The following is a 20,218-nucleotide window of genomic DNA, read 5'->3' on the forward strand; positions in this document are numbered from 1 at the left end:
CTAGACCTTCAGATTGACCATGCGGCGGATCGAAAAATAGCCGATTGCATAAAGCAGCATCAGGCCGACGAATCCCGGCACGAACGCCGGGTCATCCGACACGTCGAGATAGAAAGAGGGGTTGGCGAGGAACAGGCCGGTGAACGCCAGCACCGGCAATGCGGTGAGCATGATCGCGGTCATTCGCCCTTCGCTCGACAAGGCCCGAACCTTGAGCATCATCGATTGCCGATCGCGGATCACGCCCGACAGATTTTCGAGAATCTCAGCCAGATTACCGCCGGTTTCGCTCTGCACCGAAAGCGAAACGACGAACATCTTCATGTCGTCGAGCCCCCATCTTTCGGCCATCGCCTGCAGCGCATCGCGCAGTTCGGCACCATAAGTGATCTCGTCAACTACGATCCCGAACTGGCTTCCGATCGGATCGGACATTTCGACCGTGAGCAGTTCAAGGGCCGAGGCGATCGGATGTCCGGCCCGAAGCCCGCGCACGAACACGTCGACCGCAACCGGGAATTGATCCTGCATTTTCTTGCGAGTCCGGTTGGCCCTCATCTGCAGCACCATCAGCGGCAGCAGGCACCCGACCACGCCCGAAAACGTCGCCAGCAACAGCAACCGACCCCAGCCAATCGGCATGCCGATAGCGTAAAGGACGACCAAAAGCACAAACAGCAGCACGAAAGGCGCGGCCAACAGGATGGTCATCAGCCGCGCCGTCGGCATGGTGACCTGCGCCGCCATCAGCGTGCGTTCGAACTTCAGCATTGCCCGTTGCAGCACCGGCGGAAATCCGAGCGAGACGGTGCTTTCTGATCGACGGAGCATGTTCAGCACCTGGCCGGGGGACCGGCCGGAACCAATCATCTGCAACCGCATATTGATCGCGCGAACGGTCGAGCGACTGTTTGCCAGCGACCGGACCAGCGCGTCGGCAGCGAGCAGGACCGCGCCGAAGATGCACGCCAGAAGCAATGCCTTGAGCCAGCTGTCGCTCATGTTTCCTGCTGCGCGTCTGGCCGGAACAGATCGGCTGGTAAACTGAGGCCGTGGGCGGCGACCTGATCAAGGAAGCGAGGCCGGATTCCGGTTGCCTGGAACCGCCCTTGGACCTGCCCGTCGGCGCTGAGGCCAGCGAGCCGGAAATGGTAAATTTCCTGCATCGTGACGACTTCACCTTCCATTCCGGTAATCTCCGAAATGCTGACCACCTTGCGGCGTCCATCGTTCATGCGCGAAACCTGAATTACCACCTGTATCGCCGAACTTATCTGCGACCGGGCGTAGCGAGCGGGAATGTCGATTCCGCTCATCCCGATCATCTGTTCGACCCGGGTCAGCGCATCGCGCGGCGTATTGGCATGGACCGTGGTCATCGATCCATCGTGGCCGGTGTTCATCGCTTGAAGCATGTCGAACGCCTCGCCGGCGCGAACCTCGCCCAGGATGATCCGGTCCGGGCGCATGCGAAGCGCATTCCTGACCAAGTCGCGCTGCGCCACTTCACCCTTGCCCTCGGTGTTGGCGGGCCTCGTTTCCAGCCGGACGACGTGGCGCTGCTGGAGCTGGAGCTCGGCCGAATCCTCGATCGTCACGATCCGTTCGCGATCGTCGATAAAGGCCGACATGGCGTTGAGCAATGTCGTCTTGCCCGACCCGGTGCCCCCAGAGATAAGGACGTTGCGGCGCGACGCGACGATCGCTTCGAGTACTTGACCCATCGACGGGGTGATGCTGGCTAGTTCGACCAGTCGCTCCATGCCGATCGGCACGCGCGCAAATTTGCGAATTGACAGCACGCATCCGTCGATCGCAAGCGGCGGAACGACCGCGTTGACGCGGCTGCCATCAGCCAATCGGGCATCGACCATGGGCGAGGATTCGTCGATTCGCCGGCCGACTGCGGATACGATCTTCTGAATGATCCGCAGGAGATGCTTCTCGTCCTTGAAGCGCACCGGCGTCGGCTCGAGAATCCCGAAGCGTTCGACGAACACCTGATTATGGCCGTTGACCAGGATGTCGGCGATGGTCGGATCTTTAAGCAACGGTTCGAGCGGCCCCAGCCCGAGCAATTCGTCGAGCACGTCGGCCACCAATTGCTTTCGTTCCGACTGGTTGAGGGCATGGTTCTGCTTGGCCAGTTCCTCGCTGACGATATCGCCGACTTCGGCTTCGATCTGCTCGTGGGACATCTGGTCGAGCGCAGAGAGGTTGATCAGGTCGAGCAACCGCTGGTGAAGCTCGACCTTGAGTTCGGTCTTTGCATCGCGCTGCGCGAAAGCGCCGGCTTCACCGGGATCGACCAGCCGCTGCTCGACCAGCGGCAGCGATTTGTGTTCATCGGAAGGGACCGAGCTGCGGTCCGTCTTGCGAATGTTCCACATGGTCACCGCTCCAGCCCCAGCGCGGCGGCAATGCCGGCATCGAGCAAGTCGAGATCGCGCATCAACGTGCTTTTACGCTTGAGCTCGACAATCGGGATCCCGCGATCGATCGCCGCGCTCATCAAGGCATGTTCATTGGCGATGGTGAAGGCGACGTCGCGCCCCAGACTGTCGCGCACGTCGGTCATCCGGACTGTTTTCAACAGCCCCTTTTCGAACCGATTGACGACCACCCGGACATTGTTCTCGTCCAGCTCCTGCGACCGGATCAAGTCGAGTTGGCGGCGCGCGCGGGACAGGCTTGCGACAGTCATTTCGGTTACCAGCAAGACAACGTCGGAACGGGCCAGGATCGACAGCGACCAATTGGTCCAATTGGTCGGCAAATCAACGAACACGGTCCCAAATTCGCGCGCCGCGAGCTCGACAATCTCAAGCAATTGATCGCTCGACAGCGACTCTAGTGGCGTCACGTCGGGCGGCGCGGCGAGCACCTGCAGTCCGCTCGAATGCGACGTCATCGTGGCGCGCAGCATATCGCCATCAATTCGCGCGCCAGCGTCGATCAGGTCGGCGAGGGACAGGTTGGGTTGCAGCCCGAGCTGGAAGGCGGCGTCACCGAACTGCACATCGAAATCGATCAGGCAGGCCTGGCGGCCATGTGCTGCTTCCTGCTCGCAGAACCGGATCCCGAGCTGGGTCAGCAGCGCGGTCGCCCCGACCCCGCCGACGCTCTTGATGATGCTGACGACCTTGGCACCCCCGGTCTGCGCAAACGCATTGTCGCTAGCCAGGGAATCGCGGATGGGTGCCAACGCCGCTTCGAGGTCGGCGACGTCGAGCGGCAATGGCACGACATCATGCGCGCCTGCCCGGATCAGCGAGCGAACGAACGCCAGCGGCGGCTCGAACGCGGCGGCGATCAGTGGGGTACGGGTGGCGGCGGCCAGTTGCTGGAACCGGGCAACCGACTCCGGCTGATCGCGATTGACCTGGATCACCGCGGCCGAGGCGGCGCCAAGATCGGCCGGATCGATACGATCGGTTTCTGATAGCAAGGCGAGAGTCAGCGCGAAACCGCCGACGCGCGCGCCGATCAGAGATGACGCGTCGCCGTCGGCCCCGGACAGGTACAGGATGACGGTCGGCTCACGCCGCTGCGTGCGCCAACTCTTGGACGCTTCATTGGGGTTGATTACCGACATGGCGACGCTCGAGTTCTCAATTTGCCACCGCGCCCGATCCGTCCTCGAGCGTTAGCGCGGCACGGAAATCAGGCATATCGACACCGAGCCCCAGCATCATCGTGCTCAATGGCTGGAATCGCATGCCGGTCAGCCGGACGGTGACCAAGGGTGCGACGTCGGGGCCATTGGGATCCCCCGCATAGCCAAGCCCGACATTGCGATACTCGACCGAAACGCGGGGTGCGGTGGCACCATGGTACATTTTGTTCATCCGTCCGACGATCAATCCGAAAGCGGCCGAATCATAACCGATCACGTTGCAGATCCCCGAGCTTCCCGAGCAGGTGCACGAGGCATTGTTGCACGTTGCGCTGCCGAACCAGGCGGGCGGCGATCCCGCGGAACTGGTCGGGATTGGTTCACCGGCGGTGACTCCTCCTTGACTGGCGAAGCTATAGCTACCGAGCCCGGCCGGAACGACCGCCGTTGCGACGGCGTAGCGGACGCCCATCTGGGTCGCTTTCTCGGCCTGATTATATTCCCACATGAACCGGCCAGCATCGATCAACCCGAGCAACAGCAACAGTAACAACGGCAGCACCAGCGCGAATTCCGCCGCGCTCGCGCCGCGCTGGTCGCGCAGGAAAGGCTGTTTCGACGTCATGCGCCATACACCGCGGATTGGCTCGCGGCGCCAAGCGTGAGCGAGGGCGTGCCGATCCCCATCGTGCCGAGCAGCGACGGGTAAGGCACCGTGGCCTTTACCTCGACAACGGTCACGCCGGTCGGGAACTGGGTGTAGATGCCGGTGTAGGTTCCGGTTGCAGTGCAGGTCAGCGTAACCGTCGTCATGGTATCTGCCGTCCAGCCTTCCAGCCGCTGGCTTGCGCCGCCACTGTCGGGACGTCCGGTTCGCGCCACGCGCTGGATTTGCGCCGTTGCCGCGGAGGTTGGCACGCAGGATGGATAATTGACCATCGGCAGGCGCGCGGCATAACGTGCGGCATCGCGAACCCCTTTCTGCACGACATGTTCGGCGAGGAAATAATTCCCCAGCTCGAACGTGCCGAACAGCAAGGCCAGCAACAGCGGCAGGACCAGCGCCATTTCGGCAGCGGCGGTCCCGTCACGATCGGCGGCAAGGCGAGGTCGATTGGTCATTCGATCAGGTACGGCACGCTTTTCTTGACAAGCTGCACCGCGCCCTCGTCGGTCGCATTGTTGGTCCGGTTGATCACCTCGACGTAAATGTCGCCGGCGCCGGTTCGTGCCCGGTTGATCGACGGTTCGACCAGAAACACGTCGAGCCAGTCCTTGACCTGGACGCCCGTGGAATTGCCGTTCACGCCCTGGGCCGTGCAATTGACCACCGCGACCGACAGCTTGCGGCGATCGGTCGTGTTCGCACCAGGGGTAATACCGCCGCCATATCCCTCCGCCGGGCTGCAAACGGGTTGACCATAGGCGACCTTGGTGTTGCCCGACGCGCCCGGCGGATTGGGGCCGAGTACGGTCACGCCATCAATCGTCTGGCCGAGATGCGCGATTTCCCATTGATAGACCTGGTAGCGCGTTGCCGTGGCCCCGAGGCCGGTGTTCGCCAGCCAATTGGCGTTGGTCCAGCGGGTCGCGTTGGAACGAAGATAATTTACCCGGAAATAGGCATCGCGATCCCACAGGCCATTCCCGATCGGACTGAGGCAGGCGCCGCTCACCGCGCTGTCGACCGCATGGCACATGTCCCTTGGGTGGCCCATGGAACCGGGAACCGAGGCAATTGGCATGATCGCGGTGGCCGACGTCGGCATCGTCCCGGATCCATAATAAGCTGCGCCAAGCCCCCATCCCTGGTTTTGGAGCTTGCACTTGTTATTGCCATTGGCGTTCGCGCCGCGGACCACGTCCTTGACCGAGTTGATCGATGCCGGGCACGAACCCCCCGACTGGCAACTGGTGTTGCTGTCGTAAATGTCAAACCGCGTGTTGAGAGCGTCGGTTACGGATACCGACGCGCCCGGCTTGGTATCGACGCCGGTGGCGGCGGCGCAATCGCCAGGCGCGGCATTCCAACCCAGCGCCTCGCGCAATCCGGGGGCGCCATTCGATCCGCCATGCGTATCGAGGTAACCGAAATTTCCCGGCGCCCACGTGCCATTGCCATTGCCGACCGACACCAGTTTGATCCCGACGCCGATCAGCGCGTTCACGTTGAACCCGGTATTGCCGCCAGTCTCTTGCGGATTGCAGATCATTACCGGCGGAGTCTTGCAAATCGCCGATCCAAGCCCGGCGAACGCCGTTGCATTGAGCGCGCCAGAGGAAAATGCGGCCACAATCGGAGTCAGTGCGTAGAACGCAGTCCGCGGTGCGACACTGACCTCCATGAACTTAGCGTTGGCATCGGAGGTCGCAGCGACGCTCTTGGCTAAATCCTGGTAAAAGCGGATTGAGCCAACGGCATCGCAGGCCGACTCAGTGGCGATCGCAATGGTCGTCGCACCACCGTCATTGGCCATCAATGTGCGATTGGTAATCAGCGATCGCGCCGCTTGTGCCGCGCGTGAACATGCATTGGTCTGGCCATCAAGCTGGCTGACCCCGGCCAGCGCGGCCTGGTCGGCGGCATTCTGCAATTCGGTATCGAGCGACGCCATCCGCGCATAATCAAAGGCGACGCCGCCAACCGCGATCAGCGCAAACAACGACAGCGCGACCGTCGCGGTGACGGCCCCGCCGCGATCCTCGATCAACCGTGGCGCGTGCTCGAGCATTGGACCCTCATCGAGGCCCGCTGGAGGAGCTACTGCTCGTGGTGGTGCCTTGCGATTCGACCGCCTTGACCTGATCGGTGCGATAGCGGCGCGCTGCGGCGGCGGCCTTGGCCCCGTTGCTGCCGGGTTGCGCATCTTGGTCGTCATACACCGGATCGGGGTCGATCACCTGCAGCGCCATGTCATATTTGACGGTCTCGCCAAAGCCCGCATCGAGCGAACCGGCTTGCGGCGCGGGCGTCTGGCAACCGGCCACCAAGACCACAGAGAACGGTACAAACAGCCGTTTAAAGGACATGGCCATACTCCTTTTCGAAGCCGATGATCTGGTTGGATGCCGACCCGCCCGGGCCGCGCGGCGCGGGCGGCGGCAAGGCGGCATCGGCCGGTGGCTGGCCGGCCGAGCCGGGACCAGCCTTGACCCCGGTGTCGGTGCGCCCGAGCAGGAATAGATCAGCCTCGGTCGGCGGGCCGGCGCGGTCGGTCGGCAGTTTCATTGCATTGGCGCGGACCGGTCGCACCAGCCGCGGCGTGACGATGATCACCAGCTCGGTTTCCTCGCGCTGGAAATTGGTCGACTTGAACAATGCGCCGATGATCGGGATCGAGCCGAGGATTGGGAATTGCCGGACGGTGTCCTGAAAATCGGTGCGGATCAGTCCGGCCAACGCAAAGCTCTCTCCGTCACGCAGTTCGATAGTGGTCTTGGCGCGGCGAGTCTGAAGGCCGGGGATGCGGAGACCGTTGATCACGATCGACGCGGTCGGATCGATCGAGCTGACCTCCGGTGCGACCACCAGGTTGATCACTCCGTCGGCCAGGACAGTCGGCGTAAACGCCAGGCTGACACCGAACGGTTTGAACTGAACTGTGATGCTCGCATTATTGTTGCCGCCACTTCCGCCGCCGGTCGAATTGCCGAGCACCGGGACCGGAAATTCGCCGCCCGCGAGGAAGCTTGCCGTTTCGCCCGACAAGGCCACCAGTGTCGGTTCGGCCAGCGTGGTGATCGCACCTTTGCGCTCAAGCGCATCAAGCGCGGCGTCGAAATTCAATCCAAATGCGCCGAACCTCTTGGTCAGAATTCCGAAGCTGTCGATGATCGATCCGAGCCCCAACACGCCCGCCCCGGTGTCGGCATTGGGCGTAAGGCTCGACCCCCCGCCAAGCACGCCGGTGAACGAGCCGCCATCATTGCCGACGAAAAAGCCCGCGCCGATCTGTTTTAAGGCGGAGCGCTTCACTTCCGAAAACCGGACTTCGAGCATGACTTGCTGCGCCGCGCCGATCGACAGCATATTGACGACCTTGCCCGGGGCATAGGTTTCGGCAATCTGGACTGCGCGATCCGCCGCCGGGCCGCTCGACACCAGGCCTTCCAGGATGATCGAATCGTTCGAGATCCGCGCACCGACCCTGTCGCCGGGCATGAGTTCGGACAATTGGCGCTTGAGCGTCGTCACATCGGGCCCGACCACCACGTCGACCACCGCGATCAGCATGTTGTTTCGGTCGTACAGGGTCAGGCTGGTGGTGCCAGCCTTCTTGCCGAGCACGTAGAGCGAACGGTTGGTGAGCGGCAGCAGATCGGCGATCTCGGGATTGCCGATCAATGCTTTGACGTACGGTCGGTCGGACCGGATCACCTGGCTCTTGTTGACCGGAACCGCGACTTCACCGGCGCTGACACCGTCGGCGACCGTGATTCCTTCGGCTTGGCCGGACGCGGGAATGACGATCGCCGATGTGGCCATCACGACCGCGAGCAGGGCCAGCCTGCGCAAAGCTTTATGAGCCATAATTGTTCACCTCATAGTCTTTGCCTTCCGTCCCGCGGACGATTTCGACACTGTTGGACTGGCTTGGCTTAGGTGCCCTGCTGACCGGAGGCGCAACTCGGCGAACCGGCCGCTGCGCGCTGGACTGGTTAGCGGCGGCAATGCGGGCGCGGGCTGGATCGAAAGCCGCCGCGAGGGACTGGCCGAAGCCGCCGCCAGCGATCCGCGAAGTACTAACGTAGCGATTGCCGCCATAAAGGCTGTAGCGAAGGTCATTGAGGCTGACGGTCTCGACCAGCGCACTATTTTGATCTTCGCCCGGCTTGCGCAGGACGAGGCTCAATGATCCGACCTGCTGGGCCAGCGCCAGCTTCTGCGCATCAAGCGGTTGGACCTCGAGCGTTGCCGTCTTGGCGATGCTCGGCGTGCCATCGGCATTCTTCGCATTCTGGTCGATCGCGATCACCCGCACGTTCTGCAGCAGGACATCGGTCAGCTGGTTGGCATCGCCTTGGCTACCGGCCTGACGTGTGACCAGCACATCGACCGAATCGTTGGGCTGGATAAAGCCCGCCACGCCGGAGACGTCGTTCAAGCGGATCGCAGCAGCCCGTTTCCCGTCAGGCAGCAAAGCGGAGATCGACGCACTCTGGCCTTCACCCGAAAGTTTAGACGCGAGGATCAATTCGTTGACCTGCATGGGGCGCAGCGCTACGCGCTTCTTGCCCGGTGGGAGCAATTGATCGAGCGTGCGGAAGCTACCTGCGGGCAGGCTTGCATTGGGGAAGTCGACGAACCGGATTTTCTCCGGCGTGACCTCAACCCCATAATCAAGTGGAACGGCTGCGACCGCAACGCGGGTCGTGCCCACCGCAGCGGCTTCGACCTTCACTTCGGACCGCGACAGATAGATGTTGGCGAGATAAACGGCGAGAACCCCCAAAACCAGGGATACGGCAAGTGCGATCAAGGATTCGCGTTTAATCATGGTCGGCCCCCGCTTGATTGCCTCTGCCACAAACTTGCAGACTTGCTTATTCCCGGCTCAGCAACCCCCGCCGCAATTGGCGATCTTATTGCCAGAACTGTTCATCGACCCCGAAATACTGTTGCCCAGTCCAATTGCGGCCACCGCAATCGCGGCCCCGACGATCGCCAGGATCAGCGCATATTCCGCTGCACTCGCACCAGTTTGATTGCGCAAAAAGTGAGTCAAAATCTGCACGGTCGCCCCGGTGATAAGTTGCACTGGCGCTCCCGAAGCAGCGCCAGTGCAAGGCTCAAATCAGCAAGCGCCATCCTGGCAATCAAGGATCCGGCTGGCCTGCGTGTTCATCGATCCGGAAATCGTGTTGCCGAGGCCGATGGCGGCCAACGCAAGCGCCGAACCAACGATCGCCAAGATCAGCGCATATTCAGCCGCCGAAGCGCCTGAGTCATCGCGCATCATGCGAATGATCGTGTTCATCATATTTCTCCCCAATAGAAGGGCCGACAAAATCGGCGCCTCATCCAATCAGCAAGCGCCGTCCTGACAGTCTTTGATCCGGCTTGCCTGCGTGTTCATCGATCCGGAAATCGTGTTGCCCAGGCCGATTGCGGCCAAAGCAAGCGCCGAACCGACGATTGCAAGAATGAGGGCATATTCGGCCGCCGACGCGCCCGACTGATCCCTCAGCATGTTGATAAATGTCTTCATGTGTCGTTCCTTTCCCCTAATTTCAGTTCCGCCTGACGACGGAAGCACCCGCCTGAAACACAGTGGGGAAAGTCTGCATAAACCCGAGCAAGTATCCATAACCGCTACAGATGCTGCATCCGGCAAGATGCCCCCCAAGGCTTCCAGCTGCCCAAAAGCTGCGCCTGTGTTAATTTTTTGTCAACCTGAACAATTAATCGAGGTTAATGTACGGCGAATTTCCCTGTTCAATGTAAGCTTTTGAATATGAACTATTTTTTGTCAAAAAGGTTACCGCAGGTAGAGTGCGAAATCGTCCCAAATTCGAACAGTCGATTAACTGGTCTGGCCATTTGGAACGCACAACGATGAGAAATTATCGGCCAATTGCCGCCATTTAGCCACTTCGCGACTCGGGCAATTCGTCGGCCTTTCCAGCCCTTAAATCGATTTTACAAACGGCATGTTCGGTGTAGCTTGCAATCGAATTGGTGCCGGGGGGCTGCCGTGCAGTGGATGAAGCAATCACCGGCCTCGACATGGGTGCACCAATTCCTGCTGCTTCCGGCGACGGTGTTCCCAGTTCTACTCATGCTGGCGTGCTGGACCAGTTTCACCAATCCGCCGCCAATCGACTTCTTCAGTTTCTGGACCGGCGCGCAGCTGGTGCTCGCCGGCAATGCAGCGCAAGCCTATCAATCGCAGATGTCCGGCTTTGGCTTGCTCATGCCGCTCGCTTACCCGCCGCCTTTCCTGCTGCTGATCGCGCCTTTTGGTCTCATATCCTTCGGCAGCGCCTTTGCCGTCTGGAGCATCGCGACAGGCGGGCTTTACCTGGCCGCAACAGGGTCCCCTCGTCGCGCTGCCTTGGCTTGCCCGCCCGCTGCCGCCAATGCGCTGGTAGGGCAAAATGGCTTTCTCACTACCGCGATCCTGCTGATCGGGTTGCGCCAATTGACGCAGCACCCGTGGCTGGTGGGTGCGATCTTCGGCCTGATGGTCATCAAGCCCCAGCTAGCGATGCTGCTGCCGCTTGCATTGGTCGCAGGTGGGCATTGGAAAGCATTGATTGGCGCGGCGGCGTCAGCCAGTTGCCTGATTGCGCTGGCCTTTTTCGTGTTCGGTTTTGGAGCTTACCAAGGGTTTGCCGACGTCCTGCTACGTTACTCGTCATTGCTCCAAGACGGTCGTTGGCCTTGGAATGAACTGGCGAGTAGTTACGCCCTCGTCCGCTGGTCGGGCGCAGGGCATGGCGTTGCGTTGTCAGTTCATATTGGGATCGCGTCGATTGCGGCGCTGATTGTCTGGACTGCCTGGCGCAATGACTGGGCATGCAAGGTCCCGGTGTTCGCCGCCGCAACGTTGCTGATCTCGCCCTATTTGTTCACTTACGACGCCGTGCTGCTCGCCGCGCCGCTCGCCTGGCTGACCATGCGCAAGCCCGGCTGGGCAATGGTTGTCTGGTGCCTCGCACTCGTCCCGCTGCTCCGGAATGTCGGCTATCCCGGCCCCAATGCCATACCATTGGCGGTGATCGCCGCTTTGGTCGCCATGATCTTGCCGGACCGGGATGGAGCAACGGCCGGCACTGCGAGCGATCCGGTATGATCCAGAGTTTGGACGCCCCCGCGGATACTTCTCCAGTTGGCCGTTGGATCATTCTGTCGATGGGAATGGCGGCGGCACTGCTGTTGCCTGCCGCTTACAATGGCTTCCCGCTGATCTTCCCCGATACCACCGCCTATCTCGGAGTCAGCTATGGCCAATATTGGACGCTCGATCGCTCCGGTTTTTATGGCTTGGCGCTGAAACCCATCCTGATGACGGCGTCGCCGATCGCAGGGTTGTGGATCGCGGTGGCGCTGCAGGCGGCGCTGATCGCCGCCATCCTGCTGATTGCCGTCCGACGGATTGCGCCCCGCTTGCCGCTTACGGCGGTGGCTCTTCCGATGCTCGCCATCATCCTGGTGACTTCCTTGCCTTGGCACGTGTCGCAATTGATGCCCGATGCGATGACCGGCGGATTGGTGCTGCTGGTCTGGGTTGCAACATCGAGCGAGCTCAAGGCACCGGGCACGGCTCTGTCCTGGCTTGGCGCGGGCTTCCTGGCCTTGGTCCATTATACGCATCTCGGGCTGTTCATTGCGGTCGTGGTGGCGGTGCTGGCGGCCTTGGCAATTGGCCGCGTTGCGGGGCGCGAGCTTATGTCGCGGGCGGTGGCGGCGGCAGTCGTGGTGGCCGCTGTCGCAAGCGCGCATGTGGCGGTCAATGGCGCCTATTTCGGCCGCTGGTCGATCGCGCCGATGAGCCCGTTGTTCCTGTTCGCACGGTTGAACGAGGACGGGTTGGTGCCGCGCTGGCTAGACCGCCATTGTGGCCGCGACGCCCCCGCAGAGCTGTGCGCCATCCGCCAATCGCTGCCGCGCGATAGCCAGAAAGCATTGTGGGACGACGCAGCCTCTCCGTTGACCGCCCTTATTCACCGCCGCGTCGGACAGCCGGAATCATGGCGCTGGATCGACATGCTGGACGAAGCTGTACGCGGCAGCATCCGCGACGAACCACTGGCCTTTAGCCGCAATGCGGTAAGCGGCGGGCTCCGCCAATTGGCGCATTTTCAGGTGCTGGACGATGAATGTCCAACGGTGTGCGAAAGTGCAATGAACGGACTGATTGCCGTCCGCCCCGCACTTGCCGAACCGATTGGCCAATCGCGTCAGTTGCGCGGAACGGTCGATCGGCCATTGGTCCAGTGGGTCACCTGGGCACCCGCGCTAGTTGGCCAATTGCTGTTAGTGCCAATGCTGATCGTTGCTTCCCGAAAACGCGACCGGCAGGCCGCCAGCCTGATCGCCGCAATCCTGGTCGCGCTTATCGCCAATGCGTTGATGGCCGGGGCCTTGTCCGACGTCCACGACCGCTATCAGAGCCGGATCGTCTGGCTGGCTCCCTTCGCCGCCCTGTGGACCGCGATCCGCTGGAGATGGCTCAGGCCGGCACCCGGTGACGGTACGTGACGTTCACGCGGGTGGAGAGGAGGAGGTAGGGCATCCACAACACAATGCTGATCATTGTTTTTTTGATATTGCCGGTCAGCACCGGCTGAAGCGCGTCGGCGACGGTGGCGGGAAGGTCGGCCATGCTGGCCACGAGCTGCCCGGTCCCCACCTGGATCGCCAGATCGAGCGCCCAGATCGCGACCAGCAAGCGCGGGAACAACGGCACCCGGCGAAGCGCCGCGACAAAGGCAATACAGTACAAGCTGGACATCAAGACAACGTCCAAAGTCATCATGAAACGAAGCATATCGAGCCATTGCGGCACCGGCCCCGCAATCGGCGGCATGGCCGCGAAATATTCCACCGCCCGCACCGGCACGTTGAGCAACATCCCGATCAGCAGGGACACCATGATCCCGCCCGCGCCGTAAAGCGGATGGCGAAGCGCCTGCAGCCGATCGAGCGAACGCCACTTGCTGACCCGCGCCAGCCGAATGATCGGTTGCGGCAATCGGTCGCCGTCGTGAAACCAGCGCAATGCCAGTACCATCGAGGCAAAGGGCGCGATGATCAGCAGGACATAGGGGGCGATGGTCCCGGCATCGATCCCGGTTGGGATGGGAGTGATCCAGATCCTCGCCGCAGCGACAAGACCCGCCACCAGCAGCCAATAGATCATGATCCGGTCGAGGCTCGATTCGATCGAAACCAACAGCGCGGCCGACTTGGCGTGCATCTTGCGGGTCATCGAGTCGAACATTGGAGTCGCGCGCCTTTTTTGGTTGCTAGCGCGTCCTCCCTAAACGCCGAGCCTTATGATGTGGTAAATGAGCCGGAGGGGGTTGCGGTTCCCCCAACCGCCCTCGTGCGCAACCTAATCGTGCCAGGTGAATCCGTGACGCTTGGCGAATTCGGTCGCCGCGACCGGCCCGCGCGTGCCCGCCGCATAAGGTTTGGGCGTGATCTTGGCGACGGCGAGCGCGGCGCGGATGCCGTCGATCCACTGCCACTGCGCCTCGACCTCGTCGCGGCGGACGAACAACGTCGGATTGCCCTCGATCAGATCGAGCAACAGCCGCTCATAAGCGATCCGCCGGCGATGGTCGGCAAAAGCGTCGTTGCGGCCGAGGTCGAGCGGGATCTCACGCAATCGGATGCCTTTGCGGTCAAGCCCGGGGGTCTTGGCCATCATCGCCAGCCCGATCGTCTCCTCCGGCTGCAACGAGATGATCAATTTATTGGGTGAGGTCTTGGCCCCGCCGGCGGCGAAGATCGAAAAGGGGATGCATTTGAACTGGATGAAGATCTCGCTCCGCCGCGCCGCAAGCCGTTTGCCGGTGCGCAGGTAGAAGGGCACGCCGTGCCACCGCCAATTGTCGATCTCGGCCTTGAGTGCGACAAACGTCTCGGTCTGGCTGTCGCGGCCCAGCTCCCCGTCATAGCCGGGGACCGCGACGCCATCGATCACGCCCGGTCCATATTGGCCGGTAACGCTGTCGTTGGCGACATCGGCGGCACTGATCGGATGCAGCGCGCGCAGCACCTTGACCTTTTCGTCGCGGACCGCGGTCGGGTCGAAATCGGTCGGCGGCTCCATCGCGACCAAGGCCAGCAATTGCAGCATGTGGTTCTGGACCATGTCGCGAAGTGCGCCCGCGCCTTCATAATAATCGACCCGCCCTTCGAGCCCGACCGCTTCGGAAACGGTGATCTGGACGTGATCGATATGGGCGTTGTTCCACAAAGGCTCGAACATCAAATTGGCAAATCGAAGCGCGAGCAAATTCTGGACCGGTTCCTTGCCGAGATAATGATCGACCCGGAAAATCCGGTCTTCGGTGAAGCGGGCCGCGACCGCGTCGTTGATTTCCTTGCTCGACGCAAGGTCGGAGCCGAGCGGCTTTTCGAGCGCGAGGCGCACGTTGTCCGTCGCCAGTCCGACCGACTCCAGCCCGGCAATGACCGGTTCGAACAAGCTCGGCGCGGTCGACAGGAAGATGGCGAGGCGCGGTTCCTTGTCGCCCACCGCCTTGGCGAGCTTGGCAAAGCTCTGCTCGTCGTTGATGTCGAGCGGGACGTAATCGAGCCGGGCGAGAAAGCGGGCCGCGACTTCTTCATCGAAGAAGCCGTCGGGCAAATGCTCCCCGAGCGCCTGGCGGGCGAGGGTGCGGAAGCCGTCGCCATCGAGGTCCGAGCGCGCGGTGCCGACAATGTTGAGATCGGGGGCGAGCAACCCGTCCGAATCGAGTCCGTAGAGAGAGGGAAGAAGCATGCGCCGGGCCAGGTCGCCGGTCGCGCCGAACATCAGGAATGCGGTGGATTTGTCAGCCATGGGGCCGATGTAACAAGCAAAGCGCGAAATGGCAGCGAATTTTGTTCTGCATTCCTATTCGATAAGGGGGCTGGATGATTGCCGCCCCGCAGATAGCCGATTCGTGGAGCCCGGCGGGGTGGCGCGCCTGTCCGGCCGTACAGCAGCCAGATTATGCCGATCGGGAATTGTTGTTGGACGTCGAGCGCGCGCTGGCGACGGCTACGCCGGTCGTGGCGATCGAGGATAGTGCCGCGCTTAGGGCGCTGGCGGCGCGGGTCGCGGCGGGCGACGGCTTCATCCTGCAAGGCGGGGATTGCGCCGAGACGCTCGGCCAGCCGCAAGGACCGGCGGTGGCCGGGATTAGCGACTTGTTCGACCAGCTTGGAACACACTTGCCGCAACCGCTGGTGAACATTGCGCGGATCGCGGGGCAATTCGCCAAGCCGCGTAGCAGCGCAGTCGAACAGCGCGGAATCATCGCGTTGCAAGCCTATCGCGGTGACGCGATCAATGGCAGCGATTTCACCGCCGCCGCACGCGAGCCCGACCCGGCGCGAATGATCGCGATCCATGCGCAATCGGTTGAGACGGCGCAATTGCTCGCAGGGGCGCGGATCGGACGATCGCCAATCTTTACCAGCCACGAGGCGATGCTGCTGCCGTACGAGCAAGCGCTGGCGCGGTGCGATGACGAGGGGCGCTGGTGGGCCACGTCAGGGCATATGGTGTGGATTGGCGACCGGACGCGGCAGGACGATGGGGCGCATGTCGAATTTGCGTCGGGGATCGAAAACCTGGTCGGGGTGAAATGCGGGCCAAGCCAGAGCGCGGACGAACTGATCCGCCTGCTCGACCGGATCGATCCCGCCAACCAGCCAGGCAAGATTGCGCTGATCGGGCGGTTTGGGGCGGAAGCGATTGAGCAGCACCTGCCCGCGCTGATGGAGGCGACCCGGCGCGCCGGGCGGCGCGTGCTGTGGATGATCGACCCGATGCATGGCAATGGCCGAATCGAGGGGTCGCGCAAGGTTCGCCGGGTGAGCGACATGCTGGCCGAGACCCGCGCTTTCTTCGCCATCGCGCGGGCGAGCGGGGTGCATCCCGCCGGGCTTCACCTGGAGATGAGCGCCGAAAAGATTATCGAGTGCGTTGGCCCCGACGAGGCGGCGAGCACAGGACATAGTTTCCAAAGCCTGTGCGATCCACGGCTCAACGCGGCACAGGCCGCCGAACTGGTGCAGCTGGTCGCCGGTCTGGTGCCCGAGCCGGCATGAGCAAGCTCACCGCGCGGCCGGGCAATGACCTGACCGGCATCGCGGCGATCCCCGGCGACAAGAGCTGTTCGCACCGCGCGCTGATCCTTGGCGCGATGGCCGAGGGTGAGAGCGTCATCACCAATCTCAACTCTGCCGAGGATGTGATGCGGACGATGCGCGCGGTAAAGGCATTTGGGGCGGTGGTTGAGCAGGATGGCGAGCAATGGCGGATGCGCGGCGCCAAGTGGCGGACGCCCGACGGGCCAATTGATTGCGGCAACAGCGGGACTACCGCGCGGCTGCTGATCGGCGCGGTGGCGGGGATGGCCGGGGTTAGTGCAAGCTTCGTTGGCGACGCCTCGCTCACCGCGCGGCCGATGCGGCGGCTGGTCGCGCCGCTGATCCGGATGGGCGCGATGATCGAGGGCGGCGACACGCTCCCGCTGACTGCGCACGGTGCGCGGCTCGGGGGAATCGACTTCACCAGTATCCCCGCCTCGGCGCAGGTCAAATCGGCGATCCTGCTGGCGGGTTTGAGTGGTTCGAGCCCGGTGCGGGTCGCCGAGCCGGTCGCCAGCCGCAATCATACCGAGATCATGCTCGGCGAGTTTGGCTGTATCGTTGAAGCGGTGAATGGCGGGATTGCGCTCGGGGCGGAGCGCGAGTTGGCCGCTTGTGCCATTACCATCGGCACTGACCCTTCGGCGGCGGCCTTCGCACTGACGGCGGCGGCGATCATCCCCGGATCGTCGGTCACGGTGCGCGACATGCTGGTCAACCCGCTGCGCACCGGATTGTTTGAAGTGCTTGAGGAAATGGGCGCGGCGGTCGCGCTTGCCAACGAACGGATCGTATCGGGCGAGATATTGGCTGATCTCACCATCGGCCATGGCCGGTTGCAGGGCGTGACCGTCGCTGCCGAACGCATTCCGGCGATGATCGACGAGATCCCCGCATTGGCAGTGGCGGCAGCGATGGCTGATGGCGAGACCGTCATTCACGGGCTGGCCGAGCTTCGAGTCAAGGAAAGCGACCGGCTCGGCGCGACGCTCGCCGGGCTGATCGCGTGCGGGGTGACCGCGTTGGCCGACGGCGACACGCTGCGGATTTTCGGGCGAGGCTCGGCGCGCGGGGGATGGGTGCTGGCGCATGGCGACCACCGGATCGCGATGGCGTTCCTGACGCTGGGGCTGGCCGCCGACGGGCCGGTCAGCGTAGACGATGGCGCCATGATCGCCACCAGCTTCCCCGACTTCGTCGACTCGATGCGTGGCCTTGGGGCGGACATCGGATGAGCATCAACAGTTTTGGGCGCCTGTTTCGACTGACGACCTGGGGGGAAAGCCACGGGGTTGGGATCGGTTGTGTCGTCGATGGTTGCCCGCCGGGGCTGACGATCGACGAAGCGTTGGTGCAGCGCTGGCTCGACCTTCGGCGGCCGGGGACGTCGGACGCGGTGTCGCCGCGCAATGAGCCCGACCGGGTGCGGATATTGTCGGGGGTTTACGAGGGGAGGACGACGGGGACGCCGATCGCGATGATGATCGACAATGTCGATGCGCGGAGCGGCGACTATCCCGCCGACGCGCCGCCCCGACCCGGCCACGCCGATGCAGCCTATGACGCCAAATATGGCGTGCGCGATCCGCGTGGCGGCGGGCGGGCGTCGGCGCGCGAGACCGCGATGCGGGTCGCCGGCGGGGCGGTGGCGCGGCTGGTGATTCCCGAGGTCGAGATCGTGGCGAAGGTCGTAGCGATCGGGGGTGAGGCGAACGAGGCGAAATGGGCCGACATGCTCAGCGCGGCGAAGGCCGATGGCGATAGTCTTGGCGCCTTGGTCGAATGCGTCGCTAGCGGGGTTCCAACAGGCTGGGGCGCGCCGGTCTATGCCAAGCTCGACGCCGAGCTGGCGGGGGCGTGCATGGGGATCAATGCGGTCAAGGCGGTCGAGATTGGCGAAGGATTCGGCGCGGCGACGACGAGCGGCCGTGCGAGCCGCGAGGCGATGGCGGCGAGTGGGATCGACGGGGGGATATCGACCGGGCGGCCGATCGTGGTGCGGGTGGCGTTCAAGCCGACGTCGAGCATCGGCATTGGTGGACGCCACGACCCGTGCGTCGGGATACGCGGTGCGCCGGTGGTCGAGGCGATGGTCGCGTTAGTGCTGGCCGATCACAAATTGCTGCATCGGGGACAGACCGCGCGTTAGTGACATTTGAAGCGATCGAACGGTTCGAGGCAGGCGGTGCAGCGCCACTGCGCCTTGCACGGGGTTGAGCCGAAGCGGCTGATCTCGACGGTTTCGGTCGAGCCGCATTGGGGACAAGTCGCACTGCGAGCCGTATCTGGCGGAGCGATGCCGTAAGCGAGCAGCGCGGCCTTGCCGGACTCGGTCATCCAGTCTGTGGTCCAGGGCGGCGCGAGGGTGGTTTCGATGGCGACGTCGCGAAAGCCGTTTGAATCCAGTGCATTACGGATGAGCTGCTCAATCGCGTGGCTGGCGGGGCAGCCTGAATAGGTCGGGGTGATCAGCACGCGCGCTAGCGAGACGTCGCGGACGATGCCGAGATCGGTGATCGAGATGACCGGGATCTCGGGATCCATCACTGCGCCAAGCACATCCCATATCGGGTTGTCGGTCACACGCGTTCCAGCACCATCGCGATGCCCTGCCCGACGCCGATGCACATTGTGCACAGAGCCAGCTTGCCGCCGGTGCGGTGGAGTTCCTCGGTTGCGGTAAGTGCGAGGCGCGCGCCCGACATGCCGAGCGGATGGCCGAGCGCGATGGCGCCGCCGTTGGGATTCACCTTGGGCGAATCGTCGGCGATCCCGAGCTGGCGGAGCACGGCGAGCCCCTGCGCGGCGAAGGCCTCGTTGAGCTCGATCACGTCGATCTGGTCGATGTGCAGTCCCAGCCGGTCGAGCAATTTGGCGGAAGCCGGGGCCGGGCCAATGCCCATGATGCGCGGCGGAACACCAGCGACGGCCGTGCTGAGAATGCGGGCGCGCGGGGCAAGGCCGTGGCGCTTCGCCGCCGCCTCCGACGCGATGATTAGCGCGGCCGCGCCATCGTTCACGCCTGAGGCATTGCCCGCCGTCACCGTGCCGTCCGTGCGGACGATGGGCTTCAAGGCGGCGAGCTGGTCGAGGCTTGTCAGGCGCGGATGTTCGTCGGTATCAACCATTACCGCATCGCCTTTGCGTTGCGGGATGGCGACCGCGACAATCTCAGCCGCGAGCCGCCCGGACGCTTGCGCGGCGGCGGCCTTCTGCTGGCTGCGCATCGCGAATGCGTCCTGGTCTTCGCGGCTGATGTGGAAATCGTCGGCGACATTTTCCGCCGTGCTCGGCATCGTGTCGTCGCCATAAGCCTCGCGCATCTTGGGATTGACGAAGCGCCAGCCGATGGTGGTGTCATAAATCTCGGCATTGCGGTCGAACGCCGACTGCGCCTTGGGCAGCACGAACGGCGCGCGGCTCATGCTTTCGCTGCCCCCCGCGATGATCAGATCGGCATCGCCGCCACGGATCGCACGCGCCGCCATCGCCACCGCATCGAGTCCGGAGCCGCACAGCCGGTTGAGGGTCACCCCGCCGCTGCTGTCGGGCAGGCCGGCGAGCAGCCCGGCCATCCGCGCGAGGTTGCGATTATCCTCTCCCGCCTGGTTGGCGCAGCCGAGGATGACATCGTCGAGCGCGCCCCAGTCGACGCCCGGATTGCGATCGATCAGCGCACGGATCGGGATGGCGGCGAGGTCGTCGGCGCGGATCGAGGAGAGGGCACCGCCGTAGCGACCGATCGGGGTGCGAATGGCGTCGCAGATGTAGGCGTCGGTCATGCG

At 63.3% G+C, this 20,218-nt stretch carries 21 protein-coding genes; 5 read left to right on the forward strand and 16 right to left on the reverse strand.

Annotated features, from left to right (window positions below; all coding sequences use genetic code 11):
* The 12 genes from RMN73_RS01305 to RMN73_RS01360 are packed head-to-tail and all read right to left on the reverse strand — an operon-like array spanning position 1 to position 9,825.
* The gene (locus RMN73_RS01305; RefSeq protein ID WP_309601512.1) at positions 1-1,002 is read right to left on the reverse strand and encodes a type II secretion system F family protein; all 1,002 of its coding nucleotides are present in this window, start codon (positions 1,000-1,002) and stop codon (positions 1-3) included.
* Entirely contained in the window at positions 999-2,390 is a 1,392-nt protein-coding gene (locus RMN73_RS01310; protein WP_405051506.1) for a CpaF family protein, read from the reverse strand. Before RMN73_RS01310 ends, RMN73_RS01305 begins: the two co-directional genes overlap by 4 nt.
* A 2-nt stretch (positions 2,391-2,392) precedes the next feature.
* Complete coding sequence (locus RMN73_RS01315; protein WP_309601514.1) at positions 2,393-3,595, reverse strand: pilus assembly protein CpaE; 1,203 nt, start codon at positions 3,593-3,595, stop codon at positions 2,393-2,395.
* A 16-nt stretch (positions 3,596-3,611) separates the two neighbouring features.
* Complete coding sequence (locus tag RMN73_RS01320) at positions 3,612-4,241, reverse strand: TadE/TadG family type IV pilus assembly protein (RefSeq protein WP_309601515.1); 630 nt, start codon at positions 4,239-4,241, stop codon at positions 3,612-3,614.
* A complete protein-coding gene (locus RMN73_RS01325) occupies positions 4,238-4,738 on the reverse strand; it encodes a TadE/TadG family type IV pilus assembly protein (protein WP_309601516.1) in 501 nt (166 codons plus the stop codon). Before RMN73_RS01325 ends, RMN73_RS01320 begins: the two co-directional genes overlap by 4 nt.
* Positions 4,735-6,348, reverse strand: coding sequence for a pilus assembly protein TadG-related protein (locus RMN73_RS01330; RefSeq protein WP_309601517.1), 1,614 nt, complete (start codon positions 6,346-6,348; stop codon positions 4,735-4,737). Before RMN73_RS01330 ends, RMN73_RS01325 begins: the two co-directional genes overlap by 4 nt.
* Before the next feature lie 7 nt (positions 6,349-6,355).
* Entirely contained in the window at positions 6,356-6,646 is a 291-nt protein-coding gene (locus tag RMN73_RS01335) for a hypothetical protein (protein ID WP_309601518.1), read from the reverse strand.
* Entirely contained in the window at positions 6,636-8,147 is a 1,512-nt protein-coding gene (locus RMN73_RS01340) for a type II and III secretion system protein family protein (RefSeq protein WP_309601519.1), read from the reverse strand. The genes RMN73_RS01335 and RMN73_RS01340 overlap by 11 nt, the downstream gene beginning before the upstream one ends.
* Complete coding sequence (gene cpaB, locus RMN73_RS01345) at positions 8,137-9,114, reverse strand: Flp pilus assembly protein CpaB (protein WP_309601520.1); 978 nt, start codon at positions 9,112-9,114, stop codon at positions 8,137-8,139. The genes RMN73_RS01340 and cpaB overlap by 11 nt, the downstream gene beginning before the upstream one ends.
* 57 nt (positions 9,115-9,171) lie before the next feature.
* A complete protein-coding gene (locus RMN73_RS01350; RefSeq protein ID WP_309601521.1) occupies positions 9,172-9,375 on the reverse strand; it encodes a Flp family type IVb pilin in 204 nt (67 codons plus the stop codon).
* Between the two features lie 36 nt (positions 9,376-9,411).
* The gene (locus RMN73_RS01355; RefSeq protein ID WP_309601522.1) at positions 9,412-9,594 is read right to left on the reverse strand and encodes a Flp family type IVb pilin; all 183 of its coding nucleotides are present in this window, start codon (positions 9,592-9,594) and stop codon (positions 9,412-9,414) included.
* A 48-nt stretch (positions 9,595-9,642) separates the two neighbouring features.
* Positions 9,643-9,825, reverse strand: coding sequence for a Flp family type IVb pilin (locus tag RMN73_RS01360; RefSeq protein ID WP_309601523.1), 183 nt, complete (start codon positions 9,823-9,825; stop codon positions 9,643-9,645).
* A gap of 495 nt (positions 9,826-10,320) precedes the next feature.
* On the opposite strand from RMN73_RS01360, the gene RMN73_RS01365 reads away from it, so the two are divergent.
* Both RMN73_RS01365 and RMN73_RS01370 read left to right on the forward strand, forming a co-directional pair.
* Complete coding sequence (locus RMN73_RS01365) at positions 10,321-11,412, forward strand: glycosyltransferase family 87 protein (protein ID WP_309601524.1); 1,092 nt, start codon at positions 10,321-10,323, stop codon at positions 11,410-11,412.
* 65 nt (positions 11,413-11,477) lie between these two features.
* Positions 11,478-12,821 (forward strand): hypothetical protein, encoded by a 1,344-nt coding sequence (locus tag RMN73_RS01370; protein ID WP_309601525.1) that lies wholly within the window; start codon positions 11,478-11,480, stop codon positions 12,819-12,821.
* On the opposite strand, the gene RMN73_RS01375 is transcribed toward RMN73_RS01370, so the two are convergent.
* Together RMN73_RS01375 and zwf are read right to left on the reverse strand one after the other, a co-directional pair.
* Positions 12,793-13,563 carry a DUF2569 family protein gene (locus RMN73_RS01375; RefSeq protein WP_309601526.1) on the reverse strand — a complete coding sequence of 257 codons (771 nt, stop codon included), beginning with the start codon at positions 13,561-13,563 and terminating at the stop codon, positions 12,793-12,795. The genes RMN73_RS01370 and RMN73_RS01375 overlap by 29 nt on opposite strands.
* 114 nt (positions 13,564-13,677) lie before the next feature.
* Complete coding sequence (zwf, locus tag RMN73_RS01380) at positions 13,678-15,135, reverse strand: glucose-6-phosphate dehydrogenase (protein WP_309601527.1); 1,458 nt, start codon at positions 15,133-15,135, stop codon at positions 13,678-13,680.
* Between the two features lie 74 nt (positions 15,136-15,209).
* On the opposite strand from zwf, the gene RMN73_RS01385 reads away from it, so the two are divergent.
* From RMN73_RS01385 to RMN73_RS01395, 3 genes are read left to right on the forward strand one after another with little or no spacing between them, the layout of a single operon-like run.
* Positions 15,210-16,391, forward strand: a complete 1,182-nt coding sequence (locus RMN73_RS01385) for a 3-deoxy-7-phosphoheptulonate synthase (protein ID WP_309601528.1) — start codon at positions 15,210-15,212, stop codon at positions 16,389-16,391.
* On the forward strand, positions 16,388-17,668 hold the full coding sequence (gene aroA, locus RMN73_RS01390; protein ID WP_309601529.1) for a 3-phosphoshikimate 1-carboxyvinyltransferase: 1,281 nt from the start codon (positions 16,388-16,390) through the stop codon (positions 17,666-17,668). Before RMN73_RS01385 ends, aroA begins: the two co-directional genes overlap by 4 nt.
* Entirely contained in the window at positions 17,665-18,582 is a 918-nt protein-coding gene (locus RMN73_RS01395) for a chorismate synthase (protein WP_309601530.1), read from the forward strand. Before aroA ends, RMN73_RS01395 begins: the two co-directional genes overlap by 4 nt.
* Here the strand turns inward: RMN73_RS01395 and paaD are convergent.
* Positions 18,579-19,016: a 1,2-phenylacetyl-CoA epoxidase subunit PaaD gene (paaD, locus tag RMN73_RS01400; protein ID WP_309601531.1), complete on the reverse strand. Its 438-nt coding sequence runs from the start codon at positions 19,014-19,016 to the stop codon at positions 18,579-18,581. The two genes, RMN73_RS01395 and paaD, sit on opposite strands and share 4 nt — an antisense overlap.
* A complete protein-coding gene (pcaF, locus tag RMN73_RS01405; protein ID WP_309601532.1) occupies positions 19,013-20,215 on the reverse strand; it encodes a 3-oxoadipyl-CoA thiolase in 1,203 nt (400 codons plus the stop codon). Before pcaF ends, paaD begins: the two co-directional genes overlap by 4 nt.
* Between the last annotated feature and the right edge of the window lie 3 nt (positions 20,216-20,218).

Source organism: Sphingomonas sp. (assembly GCF_031372575.1).
In the GTDB taxonomy this organism is placed as follows: Bacteria; Pseudomonadota; Alphaproteobacteria; order Sphingomonadales; family Sphingomonadaceae; genus Sphingomicrobium.

What these genes read in the sequence shown, in the direction of transcription:
- RMN73_RS01305 (WP_309601512.1), bottom strand. Translation starts at nt 1,002, where the DNA reads ATGAGCGACAGCTGGCTCAAGGCATTGCTTCTGGCGTGCATCTTCGGC.
- RMN73_RS01310 (WP_405051506.1), bottom strand. Translation starts at nt 2,390, where the DNA reads ATGTGGAACATTCGCAAGACGGACCGCAGCTCGGTCCCTTCCGATGAA.
- RMN73_RS01315 (WP_309601514.1), bottom strand. Translation starts at nt 3,595, where the DNA reads ATGTCGGTAATCAACCCCAATGAAGCGTCCAAGAGTTGGCGCACGCAG.
- RMN73_RS01320 (WP_309601515.1), bottom strand. Translation starts at nt 4,241, where the DNA reads ATGACGTCGAAACAGCCTTTCCTGCGCGACCAGCGCGGCGCGAGCGCG.
- RMN73_RS01325 (WP_309601516.1), bottom strand. Translation starts at nt 4,738, where the DNA reads ATGACCAATCGACCTCGCCTTGCCGCCGATCGTGACGGGACCGCCGCT.
- RMN73_RS01330 (WP_309601517.1), bottom strand. Translation starts at nt 6,348, where the DNA reads ATGCTCGAGCACGCGCCACGGTTGATCGAGGATCGCGGCGGGGCCGTC.
- RMN73_RS01335 (WP_309601518.1), bottom strand. Translation starts at nt 6,646, where the DNA reads ATGTCCTTTAAACGGCTGTTTGTACCGTTCTCTGTGGTCTTGGTGGCC.
- RMN73_RS01340 (WP_309601519.1), bottom strand. Translation starts at nt 8,147, where the DNA reads ATGGCTCATAAAGCTTTGCGCAGGCTGGCCCTGCTCGCGGTCGTGATG.
- cpaB (WP_309601520.1), bottom strand. Translation starts at nt 9,114, where the DNA reads ATGATTAAACGCGAATCCTTGATCGCACTTGCCGTATCCCTGGTTTTG.
- RMN73_RS01355 (WP_309601522.1), bottom strand. Translation starts at nt 9,594, where the DNA reads ATGAACACGATCATTCGCATGATGCGCGATGACTCAGGCGCTTCGGCG.
- RMN73_RS01360 (WP_309601523.1), bottom strand. Translation starts at nt 9,825, where the DNA reads ATGAAGACATTTATCAACATGCTGAGGGATCAGTCGGGCGCGTCGGCG.
- RMN73_RS01365 (WP_309601524.1), top strand. Translation starts at nt 10,321, where the DNA reads ATGAAGCAATCACCGGCCTCGACATGGGTGCACCAATTCCTGCTGCTT.
- RMN73_RS01370 (WP_309601525.1), top strand. Translation starts at nt 11,478, where the DNA reads ATGGCGGCGGCACTGCTGTTGCCTGCCGCTTACAATGGCTTCCCGCTG.
- RMN73_RS01375 (WP_309601526.1), bottom strand. Translation starts at nt 13,563, where the DNA reads ATGTTCGACTCGATGACCCGCAAGATGCACGCCAAGTCGGCCGCGCTG.
- zwf (WP_309601527.1), bottom strand. Translation starts at nt 15,135, where the DNA reads ATGGCTGACAAATCCACCGCATTCCTGATGTTCGGCGCGACCGGCGAC.
- RMN73_RS01385 (WP_309601528.1), top strand. Translation starts at nt 15,210, where the DNA reads ATGATTGCCGCCCCGCAGATAGCCGATTCGTGGAGCCCGGCGGGGTGG.
- aroA (WP_309601529.1), top strand. Translation starts at nt 16,388, where the DNA reads ATGAGCAAGCTCACCGCGCGGCCGGGCAATGACCTGACCGGCATCGCG.
- RMN73_RS01395 (WP_309601530.1), top strand. Translation starts at nt 17,665, where the DNA reads ATGAGCATCAACAGTTTTGGGCGCCTGTTTCGACTGACGACCTGGGGG.
- pcaF (WP_309601532.1), bottom strand. Translation starts at nt 20,215, where the DNA reads ATGACCGACGCCTACATCTGCGACGCCATTCGCACCCCGATCGGTCGC.